Origin of the sequence: Holdemania filiformis DSM 12042 (assembly GCF_000157995.1) — a bacterium.
Classification (GTDB): Bacteria; Bacillota_I; Bacilli_A; order Erysipelotrichales; family Erysipelotrichaceae; genus Holdemania; species Holdemania filiformis.
In genome coordinates this window covers 238,596-258,109 of the sequence record NZ_GG657557.1, presented here as the reverse complement: position 1 = coordinate 258,109, position 19,514 = coordinate 238,596, and the positions used below count along the sequence as shown (strand labels likewise).

Below are 19,514 nucleotides of genomic sequence, written 5' to 3'. Positions count from 1 at the left end.
TTATCCCTGTTGATAGGGAATATATGCACTGGGTCCATCTCCTAAGGCGGGTGTCGGGCGTTCGAATCGCCTCGGGAACACCAATTGATGAGTGACCGGAAGTCTTGTCAGGATTTCCGGTTTTTTTGGCTTCGGAAGCTTAATTGAAAGTAAATTTATTTTAAGATAAAGAAGTTTAAATTTTATCAAAGATTTTACTGTTTTTCAGTAAAAACTATTTACTGAAGCGTAGTTTTTTTGGCTATACTATTTGTGATAAACAGGGGGCGAGATGATGATTATAAGATCACAGTATATGGAACTGCTGAAAACCTACCGTGATGTACCGCTTGTAAAAATACTGGCCGGCATCCGTCGCTGCGGAAAATCCACCATTTTAGAAACGCTGCGGGATGACCTGCAGAACAACGGCGTTGCCGCAGATCACATTATCAGTATGTGTTATACCTCGGAGGATTTTGACGACAGTATGACGGATAAAAATATGTATGAAGGCATCAAGGCGCAGATGAATAGCGACGGACGATATTACCTTCTTCTTGATGAAGTGCAGGAAATCGACGGTTGGGAAAAAGCAGTGAATAGTCTGCTTGAAAATACCGACACCGATATTTATGTAACAGGCTCCAATTCGAAATGGATGTCCAGCGAAATTTCAACTTATCTGACAGGGCGATATATTTCTATTCCGGTTTATACCTTGTCTTTTGCAGAGTATTTGGAGTTTAAAAAACAAAGCGGTCTTTCAACGAGAGAACTTTTGAATGAATATATCCGGTTGGGTGGTTTCCCCATTGTTGCACTCAGCAGCTTTGACGAGCGTGCTGCTTATCAGATCGTAGAGGGCATTTACAACTCTGTCATAACAAGCGATATTACAAAACGGCACAATATAGCGAATTTTGATTTGTTCAACCGTGTTGTTCGCTATATTGTTGAAAATGTAGGAAAAACCTTTTCTGCGAATGCAATCGTGAAGTTTCTGAAAAGCGAGGGTCGTTCCCTGTCTGTTGAAGCGGTTTACAACTATCTGAATTGGCTGGAAAAGGCTTTTGTAATTTATCGCTGCCAGAGATACGATTTACAGGGAAAATCTGTACTGAAAACGCAGGAAAAATTTTATCTTGCCGATTCTTCTCTCAAATACTGCATCATGGGCTTTAACCCTAAGTCTATTGCAGCCATGCTCGAAAACATCGTTTACTTTGAACTACGGCGAAAAGGCTATGATGTTTATATTGGCAAAAACAAAACGAAAGAGATCGATTTCGTAGCGGTGCGTCGTGATGAACGGATTTACGTTCAGGTGTGCCGCAGACTGCCGGAGGAATCTGATCGGGAGGTTGCCAATCTCCTTGAAATTAAAGATCACTACCCAAAATATGTGGTAACGCTGGACGAACTGGCTGCCGGAAATATCAACGGTGTTAAAATTGTGCATTTGGCGGATTTTTTACTTAAGGATGAATATTAAAAATTAAAAAGGATGTGACAAGACTAACAGAAAACAAGTATCACTTTCAACAATGAACACCGCCAGACAGCATTGTTTGAATGCCTAGGAGGAAGCAATGGACGATGTGTTCAATAATCCTGACATTCGAAATATAGCGGATTCGGATACCTATCGTGGTGGAAAGTTTGATTGATGCTTCGCTGTTTCCGGGAATTCTGTAAAGTGAAGGGAAATGAGTACATGTTGCGGTCTTAAAGGGAAATCCGGCATGAAATTAAAATTTCCGTTGGTCATTGACAGCGCTTACATCCTCTGCTAGAATATGTTCAACAAGTAAATATTGGGACTGTCACTCTTTCGAGGCATAACCTAAATAAGCGATTATTTTGTGTGTGCCGAGGAAGAGTTTTTTTGTTGTTCCGCCAGAAATTCACCTCATCCAAAAGCCATGAAAATGGCCCGGAATTGAAATGCAATTTACGCTTCAACGATCACGACAAGGCAAACCAACTGCGGGGTCAACCCCAATTCGAGGATGACAGAAAAGGGTAAATGAAGATGAAAATTATCAGAAAAATCAATAACAACTACGCGTTAGCCCGGAAAGAAGACGGCGAAGTCGTCGTGGTCGCCGGCCGGGGCATCGGCTTTGGCGCCATTCCGCGGTATGTGACCGATAAGTCGCAGGTTGAAAAAATCTACAGCGGCGTCGACCGGAATACGATCGAACAGATGGGCGAGATGCCGGAGAATATCCTCAAGCTGTCGGAACAGATTGTAGCTTACGCGAAGAAACATCTGACGAAAAAATTTTCCAAGAATTTCGTATTCACGCTGGCTGATCATATCGAATTCACCATTGAACGCGTCGGTCAGAATATGATCTTCGATTTCAAAGGCTATACCGATTTCAAATACTTATATCCGCGGGAAGTGGAAATTTCCAACTACGCGATGAAAAAGATCGAGGAAGAATTACATATCAAGCTCCCGCCGTCGGAGCTGGGCGGCTTCGTCATGAATATCGTCAATTCCGAAGTGAAGCCTGCCGGCAATGACGAAGACGTAAACTTCTCACCGCTGATCAGCCAGATCACCGCGATCATTGAAAAACATTTTAAGCTGGAGATCAACCGCGATTCGTTTAACTATTCCCGCTTCGCAACGCACATGATCTATTTGTTAAGGCGTTTGAAGGAAGGCCAAAAGACGACGGATGATAACCGCCGGATCTACGCGAAGCTGTTGGAGGAATATCCCGACACCTATCAATGCGTGGATGAAATCGCCCGGTTTCTGGAAGAAAACATTCAGTCCAAGCTCGATGAAAACGAAATGCTTTATCTGATTCTGCACGTCAATCGGCTTTGTTCCTAGCCGTGCAACCAAGGTCATCAACAGAATAAGAGCGCGCCTTATTCGTGTTATGAAATAAATCTAAAGGAGGATTTAGAGATGGGAAAATATGCTGAATTTTCTCAAAAGGTTTTAGAAAACGTCGGGGGATTGGACAACATTACGTTCGTTGCCCATTGTGCCACAAGATTACGGATCAGTTATGCGGACGGCAGTAAAATCAACGAAGCCGCGATTAAGGCGCTCCCGGAATGTGCGGGAATTGTTAAGAAAGCCAATCAGCTTCAGATTATTATCGGTCCGCAGGTCCCGGATGCATACTACGATTTCTTAGAGGTTTCCGGATGGAAGGAAGGCATGAATGAAAATGCCGTCAATGTTCCGAAGGAGAAAAAGTCGATTCTTGATTTGATCGCTGATTTCTTCCCGCCGATCTTCATGCCGATTATGCCGGCCCTGGTCGTCGGTGGTATGGTGCTGGCCATCCGCACGCTCTGCGTCAACTACTTCGGGCTGGATGTTTCCAGCGGCACGGCTCAGCTGTTAACCTGCTTCTTCAACGCCGGTTTTGAATTCCTGCCGATTTACATCGGTTATTCCTATGCGCAGAAATTGAAGCTGCAGCCGATTCTCGGAATGTTCCTGGGCGGCTGTCTGGTCTGCTCGCGATATCAGAGTGGCGTCGTCACAGATTTCTTAGGCATTCCGATCGAACAGGTCAGCTACGGCTCAACGATCATCCCGGTTATTTTAGGTACGACGCTGATTTACTTCCTTGATAAATATCTGAAGAAAATCATTCCGAACGCCGTTATCTACTTCGTCAAACCGGTGGTCACAATGCTGATCGTCGTTCCGGTTACCTTCTTATGGCTCGGCCCGTTAGGCACCTGGTTAAGCACCTACATCGGTTATTTCGTCACCTTCTTAATGGATACGCTGGGCGTCTTCGCGCTGCCGATTCTGTGTGCGTTATGTCCGTACTTCGTCATGTTCGGTGTGGACAAAGCATTATCGCCGCTGGGCATCGAGCTGTTAGCGACGCTGGGCTACAACAACATCACCGCGCCGCAGAACTTCATTTCCAACATCGGCGTCGGCGCCGTCGCGCTGGCGATCGCGTATTCCGCGGTTGTCCGCAAGGATAAAGTCAAGCGCGGCATGATCGTATCCACGGCCATTACCGCTCTGTGCGGCGTGACTGAGCCGGCCTTCTACGGTTCCCTGATTTCCTTCAAGGAAGCGCTGCTGGGCCATGCGATCGGCACGGTGATCGGCGGATTCGTCGGCGCACTGTTCGGTTTAAGAACGTACATTTCCGCTTCCTGCCCAGGTTTCCTGACCTTCCTGTCGCTTATCAATCCGGAAACCGGAAGTCTGCAGATGGTATGGTACGCCGCGATTACGGCGGCAGTGACCGTGGCCGCCTGCTTCATTGCCACCTCAATTTTAATCAAGCGTTCGGAAAGTAAAAAAGCGATCGCCGGATAAGGTGAGAAAAGGAGGAAAACGCATGAAAGTATTCGTCGGATTGTTCAACGCGGAATGCAATGCGAACATGCCGGTAAAAAGTGATTTGAGCACGTTTGATCTGGCTTTTGGGGATCAGGCAGTCGAAAAACTGTATATCAAAGAGATTTTCGATCAAGCCGGAGCTGAGATCTTGTCCGCGGTGTACGCCAACGCCGGCGCGACCGAGATTGTGGAAAAAGACGCATTTGAGGCGATTGAAAACAGCTTTTTGACAGCGATCCGGAAACATCTGCATGAGCTGGACGGTATTTATCTGCATCTGCACGGGGCCAGCTATGTCGAAGAAATCGGCAGCGGCGATCATCATCTGTTGAAAGCGATCCGCGCGCTGACCGGTCCCTATCTGCCGATTGCGGTTTCGTGTGATCCACATGGCAATCTGACGCGGGAGTATGTGGAAGCAATTCAGATTCTGCGCAGTTTCCGTCAGTCGCCGCATACCGACAGTGTCGACACCTACCGGAAAGTATCGGGAATGTTGTGTCAGTTCATCCAGAACCGCCAGTCCATCCATGCGGTTTACCGCAAGCTGCCGTTGATTTTAGGCGGTGAACAGTCGGTGTCGGCGGATGAGCCGGTGCTTTCGATCAACCGCTATCTGGATGAGCTGGAACAGGATCCGCGGATCTTAAGCGCCTCCTGGCATGTCGGCTATTTGCGTCATGACTGCCCGGAAGCCGGCTGCGGCATCGTTGTTGTACCGCAGACCGAAGCCGATCAGGCGTATGCGGAAACGGTTGCCGACCAGCTGGCGGAGTATGTCTGGCAGCGCCGGCATGAATTCCACTACACCGGTCTGACGGCGGAGCCGGAAGCCGCGCTGCGGATGGCGCTGGACTTTGATGGCAAACCGGTTGTGATCACGGATTCCGGCGATAACATGACCTCCGGGGCTGCGGGCTGGAACACGTCGATCCTCAGACAATGTCTGGCGCTGCCGGATTTGAAGAAAACATTCCTGTTCGCTCCGATCGTCGACCCCCAAGCGTTTGCCCGGCTGAAAGAACAGGCCGTCGGCCAGACTGTCGCGATCGAATTGGGAACCGGCCGGGATGCGTTGTCGGAAAGCGTGAGCCTGAACGTCACCCTTCGTCAGTCCAATCAAATTTGTAAATTTACCAACGGTGTCTATGAACGGGAAATGACGGAGTGTGCCCTTGTGCATATCGAAGGCACACCGATCGACGTGCTGATCAGCAATCTGTCCTACGCCGTGATCAATAAGCACCAGCTGGAACATCTGGGGCTGGATTGGCGTCAGTATGATGTCACGGTTTTGAAGCAGGGCTATATCTTCCCGGATTTCAAAGCTGAAGCGCAGTTCTATGTGATGTCGCTGACCGACGGCGCAACGCCGCAGGACACAAAACATATTCCGTTTAAATTGATTCAGCGGCCGATGTATCCGATCGATGAAATTTAACGAATGAGGAAGGCGGCGGCGAATTTCATTCCTGCCGCTCTTTCTGAATCTGTCACAATAATGGAAAAGGAGTCCTTTATGAAAATTTTAGTCGGGGAATTTGTATCCGAAACCAACGAGAATATCCCTCAGCTCTGCCGGATTGACAACTATGTGATCGCCTTTGACGACCAGTGCATTCAGAATCTGGACGTCAGCGAGGTGTACGAAGCGGAAAACGCCGAGATGATCCCGACAATTTACGCTAACGGCGCCAGCGGGGGTCTGATCACACGCGAAACCTTTGATTATATTGAAACGTCGCTGCTGAACGAAGTCCGAAAACATCTCCACGAGATCGACGGGATTTTCCTGATGCTTCATGGCGCCAGTAAGGTCGAGGGTCTCGGCAGCGGCGATCATCACATCATCCAGGAGGTCCGCAAGCTGACCGGTCCTTATCTGCCGATCGCGGTGGCCTGCGATCCGCATGGCAATCTGACGCAGGAATATGTCGAAGCTCTGCAGATCCTGCGCAGCTACCGCCAGTCGCCGCATACCGACGCCAACGAAACACTGCGGATTGTATCCAAAATGTTGATCGGCTTGATCCGTTCGCGGCAGAACATTCATGCCGTTTACCGCAAGCTGCCGTTGATTTTAGGCGGCGAGCAGTCGGTTTCCACGGACGAGCCGGTACTCTCGATCAACCGCTATATGGATGAGCTGGAACAGGATCCGCGGATTATGAGCGCTTCCTGGCATGTCGGCTATCTGCGCCATGACTGCCCGGAAGCCGGCTGCGGCATCGTCGTTGTTCCGCAGACCGAAGCCGATCAGGAATATGCGGAAACGATCGCCGATCAGCTGGCGGAGTACGTCTGGCAGCGCCGGCATGAATTCCACTACACCGGTCTGACGGCGGAGCCGGAAGAAGCGCTGCGGATGGCGCTGGACTTTGAAGGCAAACCGGTTGTGATCACAGACTCCGGCGACAATACGACCTCCGGAGCGACCGGCTGGAACACGTTTGTGCTGCGGCAGGTGCTGGCGGAAAAAGACTTGAAGAAGTCAGTGCTGTTCGCCACGATCTGCGATCCGAAGACCTTCCATCAGCTCCAGAAGCTCGCTGTCGGCGAAGCCGCGTCGATCCGGCTGGGGATGGACTACGACACGCTGTCTCAAACTGTGGCGCTGGATGTCGTCGTTAAAGCGAAAGGGCCGATCACCGGATTTATGATGCACAACATTCCCGGCGCCGTCTATGGCGAAACGATCAGCGTCGCCGTTAAGGACAAACCGATCACCATCATGATCGCTACGACCCGCTACGCGATCTGCGAAATCCATCAGTTTACTGACGCCGGGTTGAATTTTGACGATTATGACGTGATCGTCGTCAAGCAGGGCTATATCTTCCCGGAACTCAAAGCGGCCGCTCAATTCTATGTGATGTCGCTGACCGACGGGGCGACGCTGCAGGATACGCGCCGGCTGACTTATAAGCAGATTCTGCGGCCGATGTATCCGATCGACGAGATCTGAGCGGTTAACTTCCATTCCCCATTTGAAGAAAGCGAGGATAAACAGCCGCCGGGTCTGCCGCTATTAACAGGAAGATCCGGCGGGACTCTTAAATTAGAAGACATGAGGTGAATTATGAAAGTCTTGATCGGGCATTTTACGACGGAAGCCAACGCACATATACCGATGAAAAACAACCTGTCAAATTATGAACTGGCTTTCGGTGACGAGGTGATTGAACGGATGAAGGTGCGGGACATATTTGAACAGGCCGGCATCGAGATCATTCCGGCGGTTTATGCCGGCGGCGGTCCTTCCGGCGTGATTGAAAAGGAAACGTTTCTGACGATTGAAAATCTGTTTCTGGACGCGGTAAAAAAGCATCTTCATGAAATCGACGGTCTCTATCTGTGGCTGCATGGAGCCAGCTATGTCGAGGAGCTGGGCAGCGGTGATTTTCACATCATTCAGAAAATCCGCGAGCTGACCGGGCCGTATCTGCCAATCGCGGTATCCTGTGATCCGCATGGCAATCTGACGGAAGCCTATGTGCATTCGCTGCAGATTCTGCGCAGCTTCCGCGAGTCGCCGCACACCGACATGGTACAGACTTACCGCCGGGTGGCCTCGATGTTATGCGAGCTTCTTCATGACCGGCAGCCTATCCATCCTGCTTACCGCAAGCTGCCGTTGATTTTAGGCGGCGAGCAGTCGGTGTCCGCGGATGAGCCAGTGCGCTCGATTAACCGATATCTGGACGAGCTGGAACAGGATCCGCGGATCCGCAGCGCATCCTGGCATGTTGGTTATCTGCGCCATGACTGTCCGGAAGCGGGGTGCGGCGTGGTCGTCGTTCCGCAGACGGAAGCCGATCAGGAATATGCGGAAACGATCGCTGATCAGCTGGCGGAATACGTCTGGCAGCGCCGTCATGAATTCCATTACACCGGCTTGACCGCGGAGCCGGACGCCGCTTTGCGCATGGCGCTGGATTTTGAAGGCGGTCCGTTTGTGATCACCGACTCCGGCGACAACACGACCTCCGGAGCGACCGGTTGGAACACATTTCTACTGCGGCAGGTTCTGAGCCTTCCAAAATTGGAAAAAAGCGTGCTGTTTGCCGGAATCTGCGACCCGGAAACATGCGCCGCGCTGCAGAAAAAGGCCGTGGGCGAAATTGTACAGGTGCAGTTGGGGATGGGGGCGGACGAACTCTCTGCGCCTGTTTCCTTCACCGCTGAGGTCAAAGCCCAGGGCGATGTGATTCGCGTCGCGGCGCTGGGGCAGGCTGAATTTACGGTCATGGGCCGCTGCGTCAGCCTGAAACTGACGGATCGTCCCGTTACGGTGATCGTCACCGATCATCGCCAGGCGTATTGCCACGCGGTTCAATTTGAACAGGCCGGGCTTGCCGACTGGACCCGCTTTGCGGTCACTGTCGTCAAGCAGGGCTACATCTTCCCGGAACTTAAAGCTGCGGCCCAAGGCTATGTGATGGCGCTGACGGACGGGGCGACGCCGCAGGATACCCGGCATATTCCATTCAAATTGATTCAACGGCCGATGTTTCCGATCGACGCGCTGTAAGGAGGTCTTTTATGAAAATCTTAATTGGTTTTTTCGCAACTGAAGTGAATGAGCATATCCCCTGCATGACGGATTTATCCAACTATGATCTCGTTTTCGGCGAAGCGATCGCCCAGCGGATGCAGCTGAAGGAAACGCTGGCACGGGAAGGCGCCGAGATGATTCCGTCGGTGTACGCGAAATCCTCGCCGAACGGAATCATCGAAGCTGCCGCGTTTCAGGCGATCGAAAACAGTTTGTTGAGCGCCGTCAGGAAGCATCTCAGTGAGATCGACGGGATTTATCTGCATCTGCACGGCGCCAGCTATGTCGAAGGGATCGGCAGCGGCGATTTCCACATCCTGAAGGAAGTCCGCAGACTGACCGGCCCGTATCTGCCGATCGCGGTGTCCTGTGATCCGCATGGCAACCTGAATCAGGACTATGTCGATTCCATGCAGATTCTGCGCAGCTACCGCCAATCGCCGCACACCGACATGATCGCCACCTGGCAGAAAACATTGACGCTCTTATGCACGCTGGTGCGCGAGCGCCAGACCCTTCATCCGGCTTACCGCAAGCTGCCGCTGATCCTGGGTGGGGAACATAGCGTTTCGGCGGATGAGCCGATGCGTTCGATCAACGCCTATATGGACGAATTGGAGCAGGATTCGCGGATCATGAGCGCTTCTTGGCATGTCGGCTACCTGCGCCACGATTGTCCGGAAGCCGGCTGCGGCGTGGTCGTTGTGCCGCGGACAGCGGCGGATCAGGCGTATGCCGAACAAGCCTGCGGAAAACTGGCGCAGTTTGTCTGGCAGCGCCGGCATGAATTTCATTATACCGGGGTGACAGCTCCGCCGGATCAAGCGCTGGAAATGGCGCTGGCGTTTGCGGGCAAACCGTTTGTGATCACCGATTCCGGCGACAACACCACCTCCGGAGCGACCGGCTGGAATACGTTTGTGCTGCGTCAGTTTTTGAACGTTGAATCCTTGGATAAACGTGTGCTGTTTGCCTCGATTGTCGATCCGAACGGTGTCCGGGCGTTATTCAATCAGGCGGTGGGAACACGGAAGACAATCCCGTTGGGAATGAATGCGGATGCCTTGTCGCAGGCGGTGACGCTGGACGTCGAGCTGATCGCAAAAGGCCAGGTCGTGCGGACGCTGTCGTTTGCCCCGGGCGAAGATGGGATTGCGGCGAAAGCCGGCGACTGTGTGCTGGTGCGGCTGAGGAACCATCCGATCGACATCATCATCGCCAACCACAAGCTCAGCTATTTCAAAACGGTTCAGTATGAACACGCGGGGATCGCGGACTGGACGCAATACGATATCGTGGTTGTCAAGCAGGGATATATTTTCCCGGAACTCAAGGCTGCGGCGCAGGGGTATGTGATGTCGCTGACTGACGGTGCGACGCCGCAGGATACCCGGCATATTCCGTTTAAGCTTGTGCGGCGGCCGATGTTTCCGCTCGACGACATGGATTAAAGAACGCGGTATTCACCGGAGATCTGCCTGTCTGGCCGTCGGGGGACGCAGCGGGTGAATGTTGGAAAGCAAGGGGGATTATGACAACGATTTTAATCAATACGCAGCTCACGATTGTGACGTATCTTATCGTCGGTTTCCTGTTATCGAAGACCGGCCTGATCGACGAGCACGCGCAGCTGTTTATCTCAAATCTGACGATCAACGTCCTGCTTCCCGCCAGCGTGTTTACATCTTTTTTAAGCGGGATGTCGATGGATCTGTTGCTTTCGCTGGGTACGATTTTGATTCTGGCGATCGGACTGGAAGTGTTTTTGAGCCTTGCCAGCAAGACAGGAGGATCGCGGCGGTTTACGCCGGGACAGGCCTGCGTAGCTCATTACGGCTATCTTGTCAGCAACGGCGGCCTGATCGGCACGCCGGTAATCGAATCGCTGTTCGGCGCTGTCGGGGTGATGTGCTGCAACGTCTTTATGATCCCGACCCGGATCCTGGCGTTCAGCGCGGGCGAGAGTATTTTTAATCCTTCACTGAAACGGACATCGCAGGCTGTCCTGCGCTCGGTGGCGACCAATAAAATCATCGACGTCATGGCGCTGGGACTCGTGATGATTTATTTCAACCTGTCGCTGCCCGCGCCGATTTTGACGGCGCTGCAGAAGATCGGCGGCTGTCTTGCGCCGTTTTCGCTGATTCTGGTCGGCAGTCTGCTCGCCCAGCGCGTGAAGCTGACCGCGCCAATGATCAAAAATGTCGCACAGATTACGCTGATTCGTCTGCTTGTAATTCCGCTGGCCGCGCTGGGTGTTTGTCTGGCGCTGCGGCTGGATTTTCAGACGACGGCCGTGATCACGCTGTTAATGGGCATGCCGGTGGGCAGCTCCTGTGCCAGCTTCGCGAAGAAGTACCGCGGCGACGAAACGTTCGCCTCGGCAGTCGTACTGATTTCGACGCTGTTGTCCACGGTGACGCTGGTCCTGTTGATGAAGCTGATCGAGCTGGCATTTTGATCGGGGATGGAAAAATGAAAAAGGAGGAACAGGGATGAAAGTTCTGGTCAGCAGTTTTACAACGGAGTCCAACGCCAAGGCTCCCTTCAAGACTTTAATTCAACAGTACGATCTGGCTGTCGGTGAAGCGTGTATCGACGTCATGGAGATCCGCGAAGTGTTTGAAAACAAAGGGTTCGAGATCATTCCGGGCGTGTATGCCAACGCCAACGCCGCCAGCGTCGTCGATAAGGAAACGTTTTTGTTGATCGAATCGATGCTTTTACAGAGCGTGCGCGAGCATCTCCATGAGATTGACGGGATTTATCTGCATCTGCACGGAGCGAGCTGGGTGGAGGAAATCGGCAGCGGTGATCATCACATTGTCCAGGAAATCCGCCGGCTGATCGGACCGTATCTGCCGATCGTGGTGTCCTGTGATCCGCACGGGAATCTGACGGAAACCTATGTTCATTCGCTGCAGATTCTGCGCAGCTACCGCGAGAGTCCGCATACCGACGCAATGCCGACGCGCCGCTTGGTGGCAAAGATGCTTTGCGATCTGCTTCAGAACCGGCAGCCGATCCATGCCGTTTACCGCAAGCTGCCGTTGATTTTAGGCGGCGAACAGTCAGTCTCGGCGGATGAGCCGGTGCTCTCGATCAATCGCTATATGGATGAGCTGGAACAGGATCCGCGAATCCGCAGCGTGTCCTGGCATGTCGGGTATCTGCGCCATGACTGTCCGGAAGCCGGCTGCGGCATTGTCGTCGTTCCGCAGACCGGTGCGGATCAGGCCTACGCGGAAACGATTGCCGATCAGCTGGCGGCCTACATCTGGCAGCGGCGGCATGAATTTCATTATACCGGGGTGACAGCCCAGCCGGACCAAGCGCTGGAAATGGCGCTGACGTTTACGGGCAAGCCGTTTGTGATCACCGATTCCGGCGACAACACCACCTCCGGAGCGACGGGCTGGAACACGTTTGTGATGCGCCAGTTCTTAGCTGTTCCGGATTTGAAGAAAACGGTTTTTTTCGCCTCCATCTGTGATCCGCAGGCGTTTAAGCAGCTGGCTGAGGCGGGGCTGGGGACGGTTGTCACGCTGTCCCTGGGCACAGGCTATGACGACCTGTCCGCTCCGGTCACGCTGACGCTGAAAACCCGAAGCCGGGCGGCGATCACGATCGCGCATGGCGAGGTGGTCATCGGGACGCGCGGCGAAGGCATTCTGGCGCATATTGAGAATACCCCGATCGACGTGATCGTCGCGGATCAGACCGCCCGCGTCACGAATGAAAATTTATTTGAGGATTTTGGTATCGACTGGAAGGATTACGCGATCACCGTTCTGAAACAAGGTTATATTTTCCCGGATTTCAAGCAGGGAGCACAGGGCTATGTGATGTCGCTGACTGATGGCGCGACGCCGCAGGATACCCGGCATATTCCATTTAAACTGATTCAGCGGCCGATGTATCCGATCGACGAAATGTAAGTTCAGACCAAGAAGGAAAGCGAGGAAGCCACCATGACGAAGGCACGAATGAAAACGAAAATCCGAACGAAAACGAGGAAAACACAGGCGGAATATCCCGATATTAACGGGATGTTCATCTATCATGACGAACTGCACCGGATCGTTTATGCCCCGCTGTTTTCCCGGCGCGGCTATCTGATCCCGAAAAGTCAGATCCATGAATTTTACCGCTACACCCAGCGGACGATGATTTCCATCTTTATCGGCCTGGCGGCGACGGTGCTGCTGGGGATGAACGTTTTCGACGGGTTCTTCACAGGGCTGGCGGTGTATCTGGTCTGGACCGGCTATTTCTCCGCGCGCTTTCTGAATCAGCTTGCGACGGTAGAACCGTTTCACCGGCCGAAAAAAGAGAACTATTTCATCACGCTTTCGCGGAAATACTCGGTTGCGACCTTTTGCGGTCTGATCGCGCTGAGTCTGGTCTTCGTCCTGGTGCTGGGCATCGTGACGATGACAGGTGCGCCGACTCCGGCGGAGTTGACGACGAATCTGATTTTGATGAGCGGCGTGGGACTGTTTGCGCTGATCCATGCGATCGCTTTGATTATCCGCTGGAAAACAGATCAGGCCTAATCCGGCCGAACTAAGCCAGCATCCAATCCGAAAAACGGATCGGAAAATCCTCGGCTGATCTGGAAAATTCCTTCCTCATAAAAGAGGATAGAAACTGTGAAAAAAAGAGAAAGAGGAAGTGAAACCGCCGGTTCTCAAAGGATTGACATTCTGAATGAGATCGCTTACAATAAGTTCAAAGTTGGACTGTTATTGTTGAATCAACAAGCATAACCAATTTGCATTCAGTTTTGTGCTGTTTGCGAATTGGTTTTTATTTTTGGGAGGTTGCGTATGACAGAAACGATTGGAAGCCCTGTCGCGGGCAAGGGAAAGCGATTAGAAGAACTCAACGATGAGATGTTTGCCAGCCGGGCGCTGGGCGACGGGTTTGCCGTCAGACCTCCGGAATTGTTTGCGAAAAAGGAAGTTGTCAGCCCGGTCGACGGGGAAGTGACGATGGTCTTTGAAACCGGACACGCATTGGGCCTGACAACCACCGCAGGGCATGAGCTGCTGCTGCACATCGGCATCGACACGGTTACCCTGAAAGGTCTGCCGTTTGAAACGAAGGTCAAGGTCGGCGATCATGTCTGCCGGGGTGATTTGTTATGCCTGGCGGATTGGAAGCTGATGCGGAAGCATGGCTGCGAAACCGACGTGATCGTAATCGCGCTGAACAGCGAAATTGAGATTATGGCCCGGCCGGGCAAGCTCAATCCGCTGGATCCGATCTTCACGATCCAGTAGCTTGAGAAAAACGAGGAAGGCAACAGAGAGAAGAACCAGCCGGTTCGCTTTGAAAAAACGAAATCGGACGTCAGCCATAGCGGAAGAACGATAAGGTGATCGTTTAAGCTAAGGAAAAGAAACAAAAAGAAAAGAGGAAGGATGAATCGGATGAAGAAAAAAGTATTGATCGGAGAGTTTATTACGGAATCCAACGCCAATGTCCCTGTCAAGAATGAAATCACAGCCTACGACATCGCTTTCGGCAGCGAGCTGATCGAAAAAATGCAGGTCGGCGATATCTTTGAAGCTGCCGGAATTGAGATTATTCCCTCGATTTACTCCGTTTCCGGATCGTCCGGCGTAATCAAGCGGCATACCTTCGATTACATTGAGGCCTGTTTTATCAATGCGGTGGAAGAACACCGGGACGAGATCGATGGGATTTATCTGATGCTTCACGGCGCCAGCGAGGTCGAGGGCCTGGGCTCAGGCGATCATCACATTCTAAAAGCAATCCGCGAGCGGGTCGGGGCGTATATCCCGATCACCGTTGCCTGTGATCCGCATGGCAATCTGTGTCAGGAATATGTCGAAGCTGCGACCGTGATCCGCAGCTATCGGGAAAGTCCGCATACTGACGCACGCGCGACGAAGCGGAAGATGGCGGCCCTGATTTGCGAGCTGGTCAACCATCGTCAGAATATCCATGCCGTATATCGGAAGCTGCCGCTGATTCTGGGCGGAGAACAGTCGGTTTCCGCAGATGAGCCGGTGTCTTCGATCAACCGCTATATGGATCAGCTGGAACAGGATCCGCGGATTTTGAGCTGTTCCTGGCATGTCGGCTATATTCGTCACGATACCGACGTCGCGGGCTGCGGCATTGTCGTCGTTCCGGCGACGGAAGCCGATCAAGCCTATGCGGAAACGATCGCCGACCAGCTGGCGGCGTATGTCTGGGATCGCCGGCATGAATTCCACTATACCGGGCGAACCGCTCAGCCGGATGAGGCCCTGAAACTGGCACTGGATGATCCAGGCAAGCCGGTAGTGATCACCGATTCCGGGGATAACACCACCTCCGGCGCGATGGGGTGGAATACATTTATTCTGCGGCAGGTGCTGGCGGTCAAAGGGCTGAAGAAAAGCTTCCTGTTCGCTTCGATCTGTGATCCGGAGGCCTGGAAGCAGCTGGATCCGTTAGCGCCGGGAATGCGGACCCGGATCACGCTGGGCGTCGGTTATGATGCGTTATCCGCCGGGGTTGAACTGGAAGTCTGCGTGAAATCCAAAGGCGAGATCATCCGCCTGGTCAGCCTGGGCACGACCGCCCATCATAAGGTGTTTGGCGCCTGTGTCGTCGTGAATATCGTCGGCACGCCGGTTGACGTCATCGTTGCGAATCACCGGCAGTCGTATGCCAACGCCATTCAGTTTGAAAAAGCCGGCGTTGACTGGACGGATTATGACGTAACCGTAGTGAAACAGGGGTACATTTTCCCTGAATTAAAAGAAAAAGCGGCGTTCTACGTCATGTCGCTGACCGCGGGCGCGACGCTGCAGGACACGGCCCACATTCCTTTCAAGCGAATCCAGCGGCCGATGTTCCCGATCGATCAAATTTAAAGGAGCGGAATATGAAATCCATGAATGTTGAATACCGGATTGTAAAAGCGCCTGAACCGGACGCCCCGGCCTCGCCGGTCGTATTAACACAGGCCACGATGGAAGCCCGCAAAGCGAAGGTGCTGGAAAAGATGAACGAGCGCGGAATCGAACAGCTGATCCTTTACGGCGACGTCGAGCATGGCGCAAACTTTGAATATCTCGTCGGCTATTTCACCCGCTTTGAAGAAGGTCTGCTTGTTTTGGATAAAGACGGGGCGATGACGCTGGTGCTGGGCAATGAAAATCTGAATAAAGCGTCCAAGGCACGATTTGCGGCCGCCGCTGTGCATGTTTCGTTATTCTCACTGCCGAATCAGCCGAACCGTTCGGATAAGACATTGCCGGAATTGTTGGCGGAAGCGGGAATCCGGCCGGCCCGGCGAACGGGGATCGCAGGTTGGAAAATGTTTACCAGTCCGGTGGAGAAGAACAACCAGCTGTTTGACATTCCAGCCTTCATCTTAGCGGCGATTGAACAGGTTGTGGGAAACCCGGTTTTGTTAAGCAATGAAACGGATCTGTTTATCGGTGAGAACGGCGTGCGGACAACCAACAACGCCAATGAAATCGCGCATTATGAATTCGGTGCGGCGCTGGCTTCCGATTGCCTTCTGGCGGCAATGAATAAGCTGGATGCCGGAACAACGGAGATGGAGCTGGGCGACGCGTTAGTGCGCAAGGGACAGCACACCAGCGTCGTGACGATCGCAGCCAGTGGGCCGCGGTTTATCCAGGGAAATATGTTTCCGACAGACAACCAGGTGAAGGCTGGCGATCCAATTTCGCTGACTGTCGGGTACCGCGGCGGGTTGTCCAGCCGTGCAGGCTATGCGGTGCACGATGGCGATGAATTGCCGGAATCCTGCCGGGATTATCTGACGCGAGTGGCAAAACCGTATTTCGCGGCGTATGTTCACTGGCTGGAAACGATCCGAATCGGGATGAAGGGCGGAGAATTATTCCAGGCGGTTGAGTCCATCCTGCCGCGGGCGCAGTACGGCTGGAGCTTGTGTCCGGGTCATTTAACGGCGGAGGAAGAATGGATGTCCTCGCCGGTGTATGAAGGCTCGCAGGAAACGTTGGCCAGCGGCATGATCTTTCAGATCGATATCATTCCTTCAGTTCCCGGCTATGGCGGCGTCAGCGCGGAAAGCACGGTCGTTCTGGCGGATGCACAGCTGAAACAAGCGCTCAGGGAGGAATATCCGGAGGTCTGGCAGAGGATGCAGCGGCGCCGGGCTTATTTGATCCAAGAGCTGGGAATCGGCTTATCGGAGGACGTTTTGCCAATGTGCGGGACCGTGGCGTATCTGCGTCCGTATCTGTTAAATAAAACGATGGCGCTGGCAGTTGGCCCGGAAGCCGAGCCTTGCGTCTGAGTGAGGGTTAAGCCCATAGAAGAGGATAAATTCCACGCTGTGGAAGTATTTCTGGTTCCGGCGTTTGTTCAGCAGGGATTGGAAAGGAGCGCTGATGAAAAAATATTACACAACGCTGATTAATTCATTTGAATTCCCAGGCGGGGTCTTGTTGCGGGGACATCCTGCCTGTATGCTGGATTGATAATATTTGATGGTTAACAAACCGATAAAAAAAGAATAAACGTAAAAAAGAAGATACAGTCAGGTCAATGCCTTTAAAGTATCTTCTTTTCATGGCTGCGGACAATTTTTTCGGAGTCCGTATCTATCCTTTTAATCTGCGAGATATTTTGAATCTTTGGATGGTTATTCCTTTTCGTCTCATGATCTTTACTTCCCTCATCCCGACCCTCGTTTTGCAGCTGATGTCTGGTTGTCTGTATGCTTTGTTGCGATGCGCTTGTATCGTTGCGGGACATAACGTTTAACTGTGGGAATTGAACCCACTGTATGTGTCCGCCATACGTCGATTGCGATTCATTCTCAATCGCAGAGATGACATCCACTCCATAAAACTACACACTGAAAGATCATCGCAAATCGTTAGTCCAGTTCGCCTCCTGAATAGCTTCGTCCGTTTCTCTGAGTTCCTTGCTTAAAGCATCCAGGTCCTTTTGCATTGCGGTAACGTTGACCGTGCTTAGAATCTTAATTTCTGTGCGCGAATAACGTTCAAGTTTCGCGCTGGCGGTGTTTAAAAAGTTTCTTAACATTCCGATTTTCAGCTTTAACACATCACGCCGTGCTAATAATTCAGTGAGGGAAATGCCGTGAATATCCACTAAACTGTTCGTCATATTGATTTTATAAATCAAAGTTTCCAATCGGGCGGTGAGCGTGTCGAATTCATTAAGAAGATCCTTGGGATCTTCATTAGGCGTTTCACCCTCCTGGACCTTGGCGTTATTGTTCAATCTGACTTGTAATTCAGATAGTCTATCCTGTATTTCCGATCTTTCATTTAATGCATTCGCTAATTTCATTTCTTTCACTCCTTCTTTTTTCTCCAGACAGGTTTTTGTTCCTGGGCTTTAAAGTTATAAACAGGTTGAATCCACTTGACGATTTCCACAGTTTCCGCAATATTTTGGATAATTTCTTCTTTTGGTTTGTAAGCCATCGGCGATTCATCCAAAGTCGCAGCGGAGACCGACGTCGAATAGATGCCTTCCATGACTTGCTGGAATTCTTCGAGGGTAAGCGTGCGGGATGCCTGCCCGCGGGAAAGCAGTCTGCCTGCGCCATGCGGGGCAGAATAATTCCATTGAGGATTGCCTTTGCCGATGCAGATTAAAGCGCCGTCTTTCATATTGAGCGGAATAATCAGTTTTTCGCCTTTTTGTGCGGAAACACTGCCTTTCCGCAGAATTCGATGCTTAAGATCAATATAATTGTGGATCGTCGTAAACGATTCTGTCATCGTTAAGTGGAGCCCCTCGATTAACGTGTCCATCATGGCTTTGCGGTTGAGCTCAGCGAATTTCTGAATGATTTCCATGTCATGGAGATAATCATCCAGGAGCGGACCTTCGCAATAGGCAAATGGTTTTTCTACTTCCTCGCCATGAAGCTTTCTTTTCAGTTTTTGGATCACCGTCTGGATTTCAGTTTCCCGGCCTTCCTTTTTCATTTTTGCGATCAAAGCCTGGATGTTCACAGGCGACGCTTGATGATTGGCGAGGAAGGCTTCGTTTTGGTAATATTCGGCTACTTCTTTTCCCAGCATTCGGGAACCAGAATGAATTACGAAATAGAGATTTCCTTCCCTGTCTTGATCCACTTCAATGAAGTGATTCCCTCCGCCTAAGGTTCCAAGTGAACGCTTTGCCCGGTTAAGCTGAATCTGGCGAACACATTTCAATTCGTTTAAATCAATTTCTTCATTAAACGGGTGCTCGTTTTTCCGGATCTCAAATCCGGACGGAATCTCTTTCCGGATTAAAGCGTCCAGAGCTGCGAAATCAATTTCTTTTTCCTGAATTTTCGCAACTTCCATGCCGCATCCGATATCGACGCCGACAAAGTTTGGAACAACCGCGTCGGTGATCGTCATCGTCGTGCCGATCGTGCATCCAGCTCCGGCATGGACGTCCGGCATCACCCGAATTCTCGAATCTTTTAGAAACGGGAGGCAGCACATCTTAACAATTTGTTCCTCAGCCTTGGCCTCCAGCTGATCTGTATAAACGACAGCCTCATTAAAGGTTCCTTTGATTGTTTTCATTTCTCTGTCCTCCTTGTGATTCTATCTTAAACCGAATCGGAGTTAAAAAAAA

The 19,514-nt window shown here is 51.7% G+C and carries 15 protein-coding genes; 13 read left to right on the top strand and 2 right to left on the bottom strand.

The window, feature by feature from the left end; genetic code table 11:
- Positions 1-274: 274 nt before the first annotated feature.
- The 13 genes from HOLDEFILI_RS10100 to HOLDEFILI_RS10040 all read left to right on the top strand — a co-directional run bounded on the left by HOLDEFILI_RS10100 (position 275) and on the right by HOLDEFILI_RS10040 (position 17,196).
- Positions 275-1,474, top strand: a complete 1,200-nt coding sequence (locus tag HOLDEFILI_RS10100; protein ID WP_039864638.1) for an ATP-binding protein — start codon at positions 275-277, stop codon at positions 1,472-1,474.
- A 540-nt stretch (positions 1,475-2,014) separates the two neighbouring features.
- Complete coding sequence (locus tag HOLDEFILI_RS10095; protein WP_039864765.1) at positions 2,015-2,833, top strand: PRD domain-containing protein; 819 nt, start codon at positions 2,015-2,017, stop codon at positions 2,831-2,833.
- A gap of 78 nt (positions 2,834-2,911) precedes the next feature.
- Positions 2,912-4,303, top strand: coding sequence for a PTS transporter subunit EIIC (locus HOLDEFILI_RS10090; RefSeq protein ID WP_006059564.1), 1,392 nt, complete (start codon positions 2,912-2,914; stop codon positions 4,301-4,303).
- Positions 4,304-4,325: 22 nt separating this feature from the next.
- A complete protein-coding gene (locus tag HOLDEFILI_RS10085; RefSeq protein ID WP_006059563.1) occupies positions 4,326-5,768 on the top strand; it encodes a M81 family metallopeptidase in 1,443 nt (480 codons plus the stop codon).
- 78 nt (positions 5,769-5,846) lie between these two features.
- A complete protein-coding gene (locus HOLDEFILI_RS10080; protein ID WP_039864637.1) occupies positions 5,847-7,292 on the top strand; it encodes a M81 family metallopeptidase in 1,446 nt (481 codons plus the stop codon).
- Between the two features lie 114 nt (positions 7,293-7,406).
- A complete protein-coding gene (locus HOLDEFILI_RS10075; RefSeq protein WP_006059561.1) occupies positions 7,407-8,858 on the top strand; it encodes a M81 family metallopeptidase in 1,452 nt (483 codons plus the stop codon).
- 11 nt (positions 8,859-8,869) lie between these two features.
- Positions 8,870-10,333, top strand: coding sequence for a M81 family metallopeptidase (locus tag HOLDEFILI_RS10070; protein ID WP_006059560.1), 1,464 nt, complete (start codon positions 8,870-8,872; stop codon positions 10,331-10,333).
- 80 nt (positions 10,334-10,413) lie between these two features.
- On the top strand, positions 10,414-11,343 hold the full coding sequence (locus HOLDEFILI_RS10065; protein ID WP_006059559.1) for an AEC family transporter: 930 nt from the start codon (positions 10,414-10,416) through the stop codon (positions 11,341-11,343).
- Positions 11,344-11,377: 34 nt separating this feature from the next.
- The gene (locus HOLDEFILI_RS10060; protein ID WP_006059558.1) at positions 11,378-12,820 is read left to right on the top strand and encodes a M81 family metallopeptidase; all 1,443 of its coding nucleotides are present in this window, start codon (positions 11,378-11,380) and stop codon (positions 12,818-12,820) included.
- 33 nt (positions 12,821-12,853) lie between these two features.
- On the top strand, positions 12,854-13,438 hold the full coding sequence (locus tag HOLDEFILI_RS10055; protein WP_006059557.1) for a hypothetical protein: 585 nt from the start codon (positions 12,854-12,856) through the stop codon (positions 13,436-13,438).
- Positions 13,439-13,711: 273 nt separating this feature from the next.
- Positions 13,712-14,167 (top strand): PTS sugar transporter subunit IIA, encoded by a 456-nt coding sequence (locus tag HOLDEFILI_RS10050; RefSeq protein ID WP_006059556.1) that lies wholly within the window; start codon positions 13,712-13,714, stop codon positions 14,165-14,167.
- A gap of 150 nt (positions 14,168-14,317) precedes the next feature.
- Positions 14,318-15,775 carry a M81 family metallopeptidase gene (locus HOLDEFILI_RS10045; protein ID WP_156788905.1) on the top strand — a complete coding sequence of 486 codons (1,458 nt, stop codon included), beginning with the start codon at positions 14,318-14,320 and terminating at the stop codon, positions 15,773-15,775.
- 11 nt (positions 15,776-15,786) lie between these two features.
- Complete coding sequence (locus HOLDEFILI_RS10040) at positions 15,787-17,196, top strand: M24 family metallopeptidase (RefSeq protein ID WP_006059554.1); 1,410 nt, start codon at positions 15,787-15,789, stop codon at positions 17,194-17,196.
- A gap of 572 nt (positions 17,197-17,768) precedes the next feature.
- Here the strand turns inward: HOLDEFILI_RS10040 and HOLDEFILI_RS10035 are convergent.
- The gene (locus tag HOLDEFILI_RS10035) at positions 17,769-18,221 is read right to left on the bottom strand and encodes a DIP1984 family protein (RefSeq protein WP_039864636.1); all 453 of its coding nucleotides are present in this window, start codon (positions 18,219-18,221) and stop codon (positions 17,769-17,771) included.
- A gap of 5 nt (positions 18,222-18,226) precedes the next feature.
- Positions 18,227-19,462 (bottom strand): RtcB family protein, encoded by a 1,236-nt coding sequence (locus HOLDEFILI_RS10030; RefSeq protein ID WP_006059549.1) that lies wholly within the window; start codon positions 19,460-19,462, stop codon positions 18,227-18,229.
- Positions 19,463-19,514 lie beyond the last annotated feature (52 nt).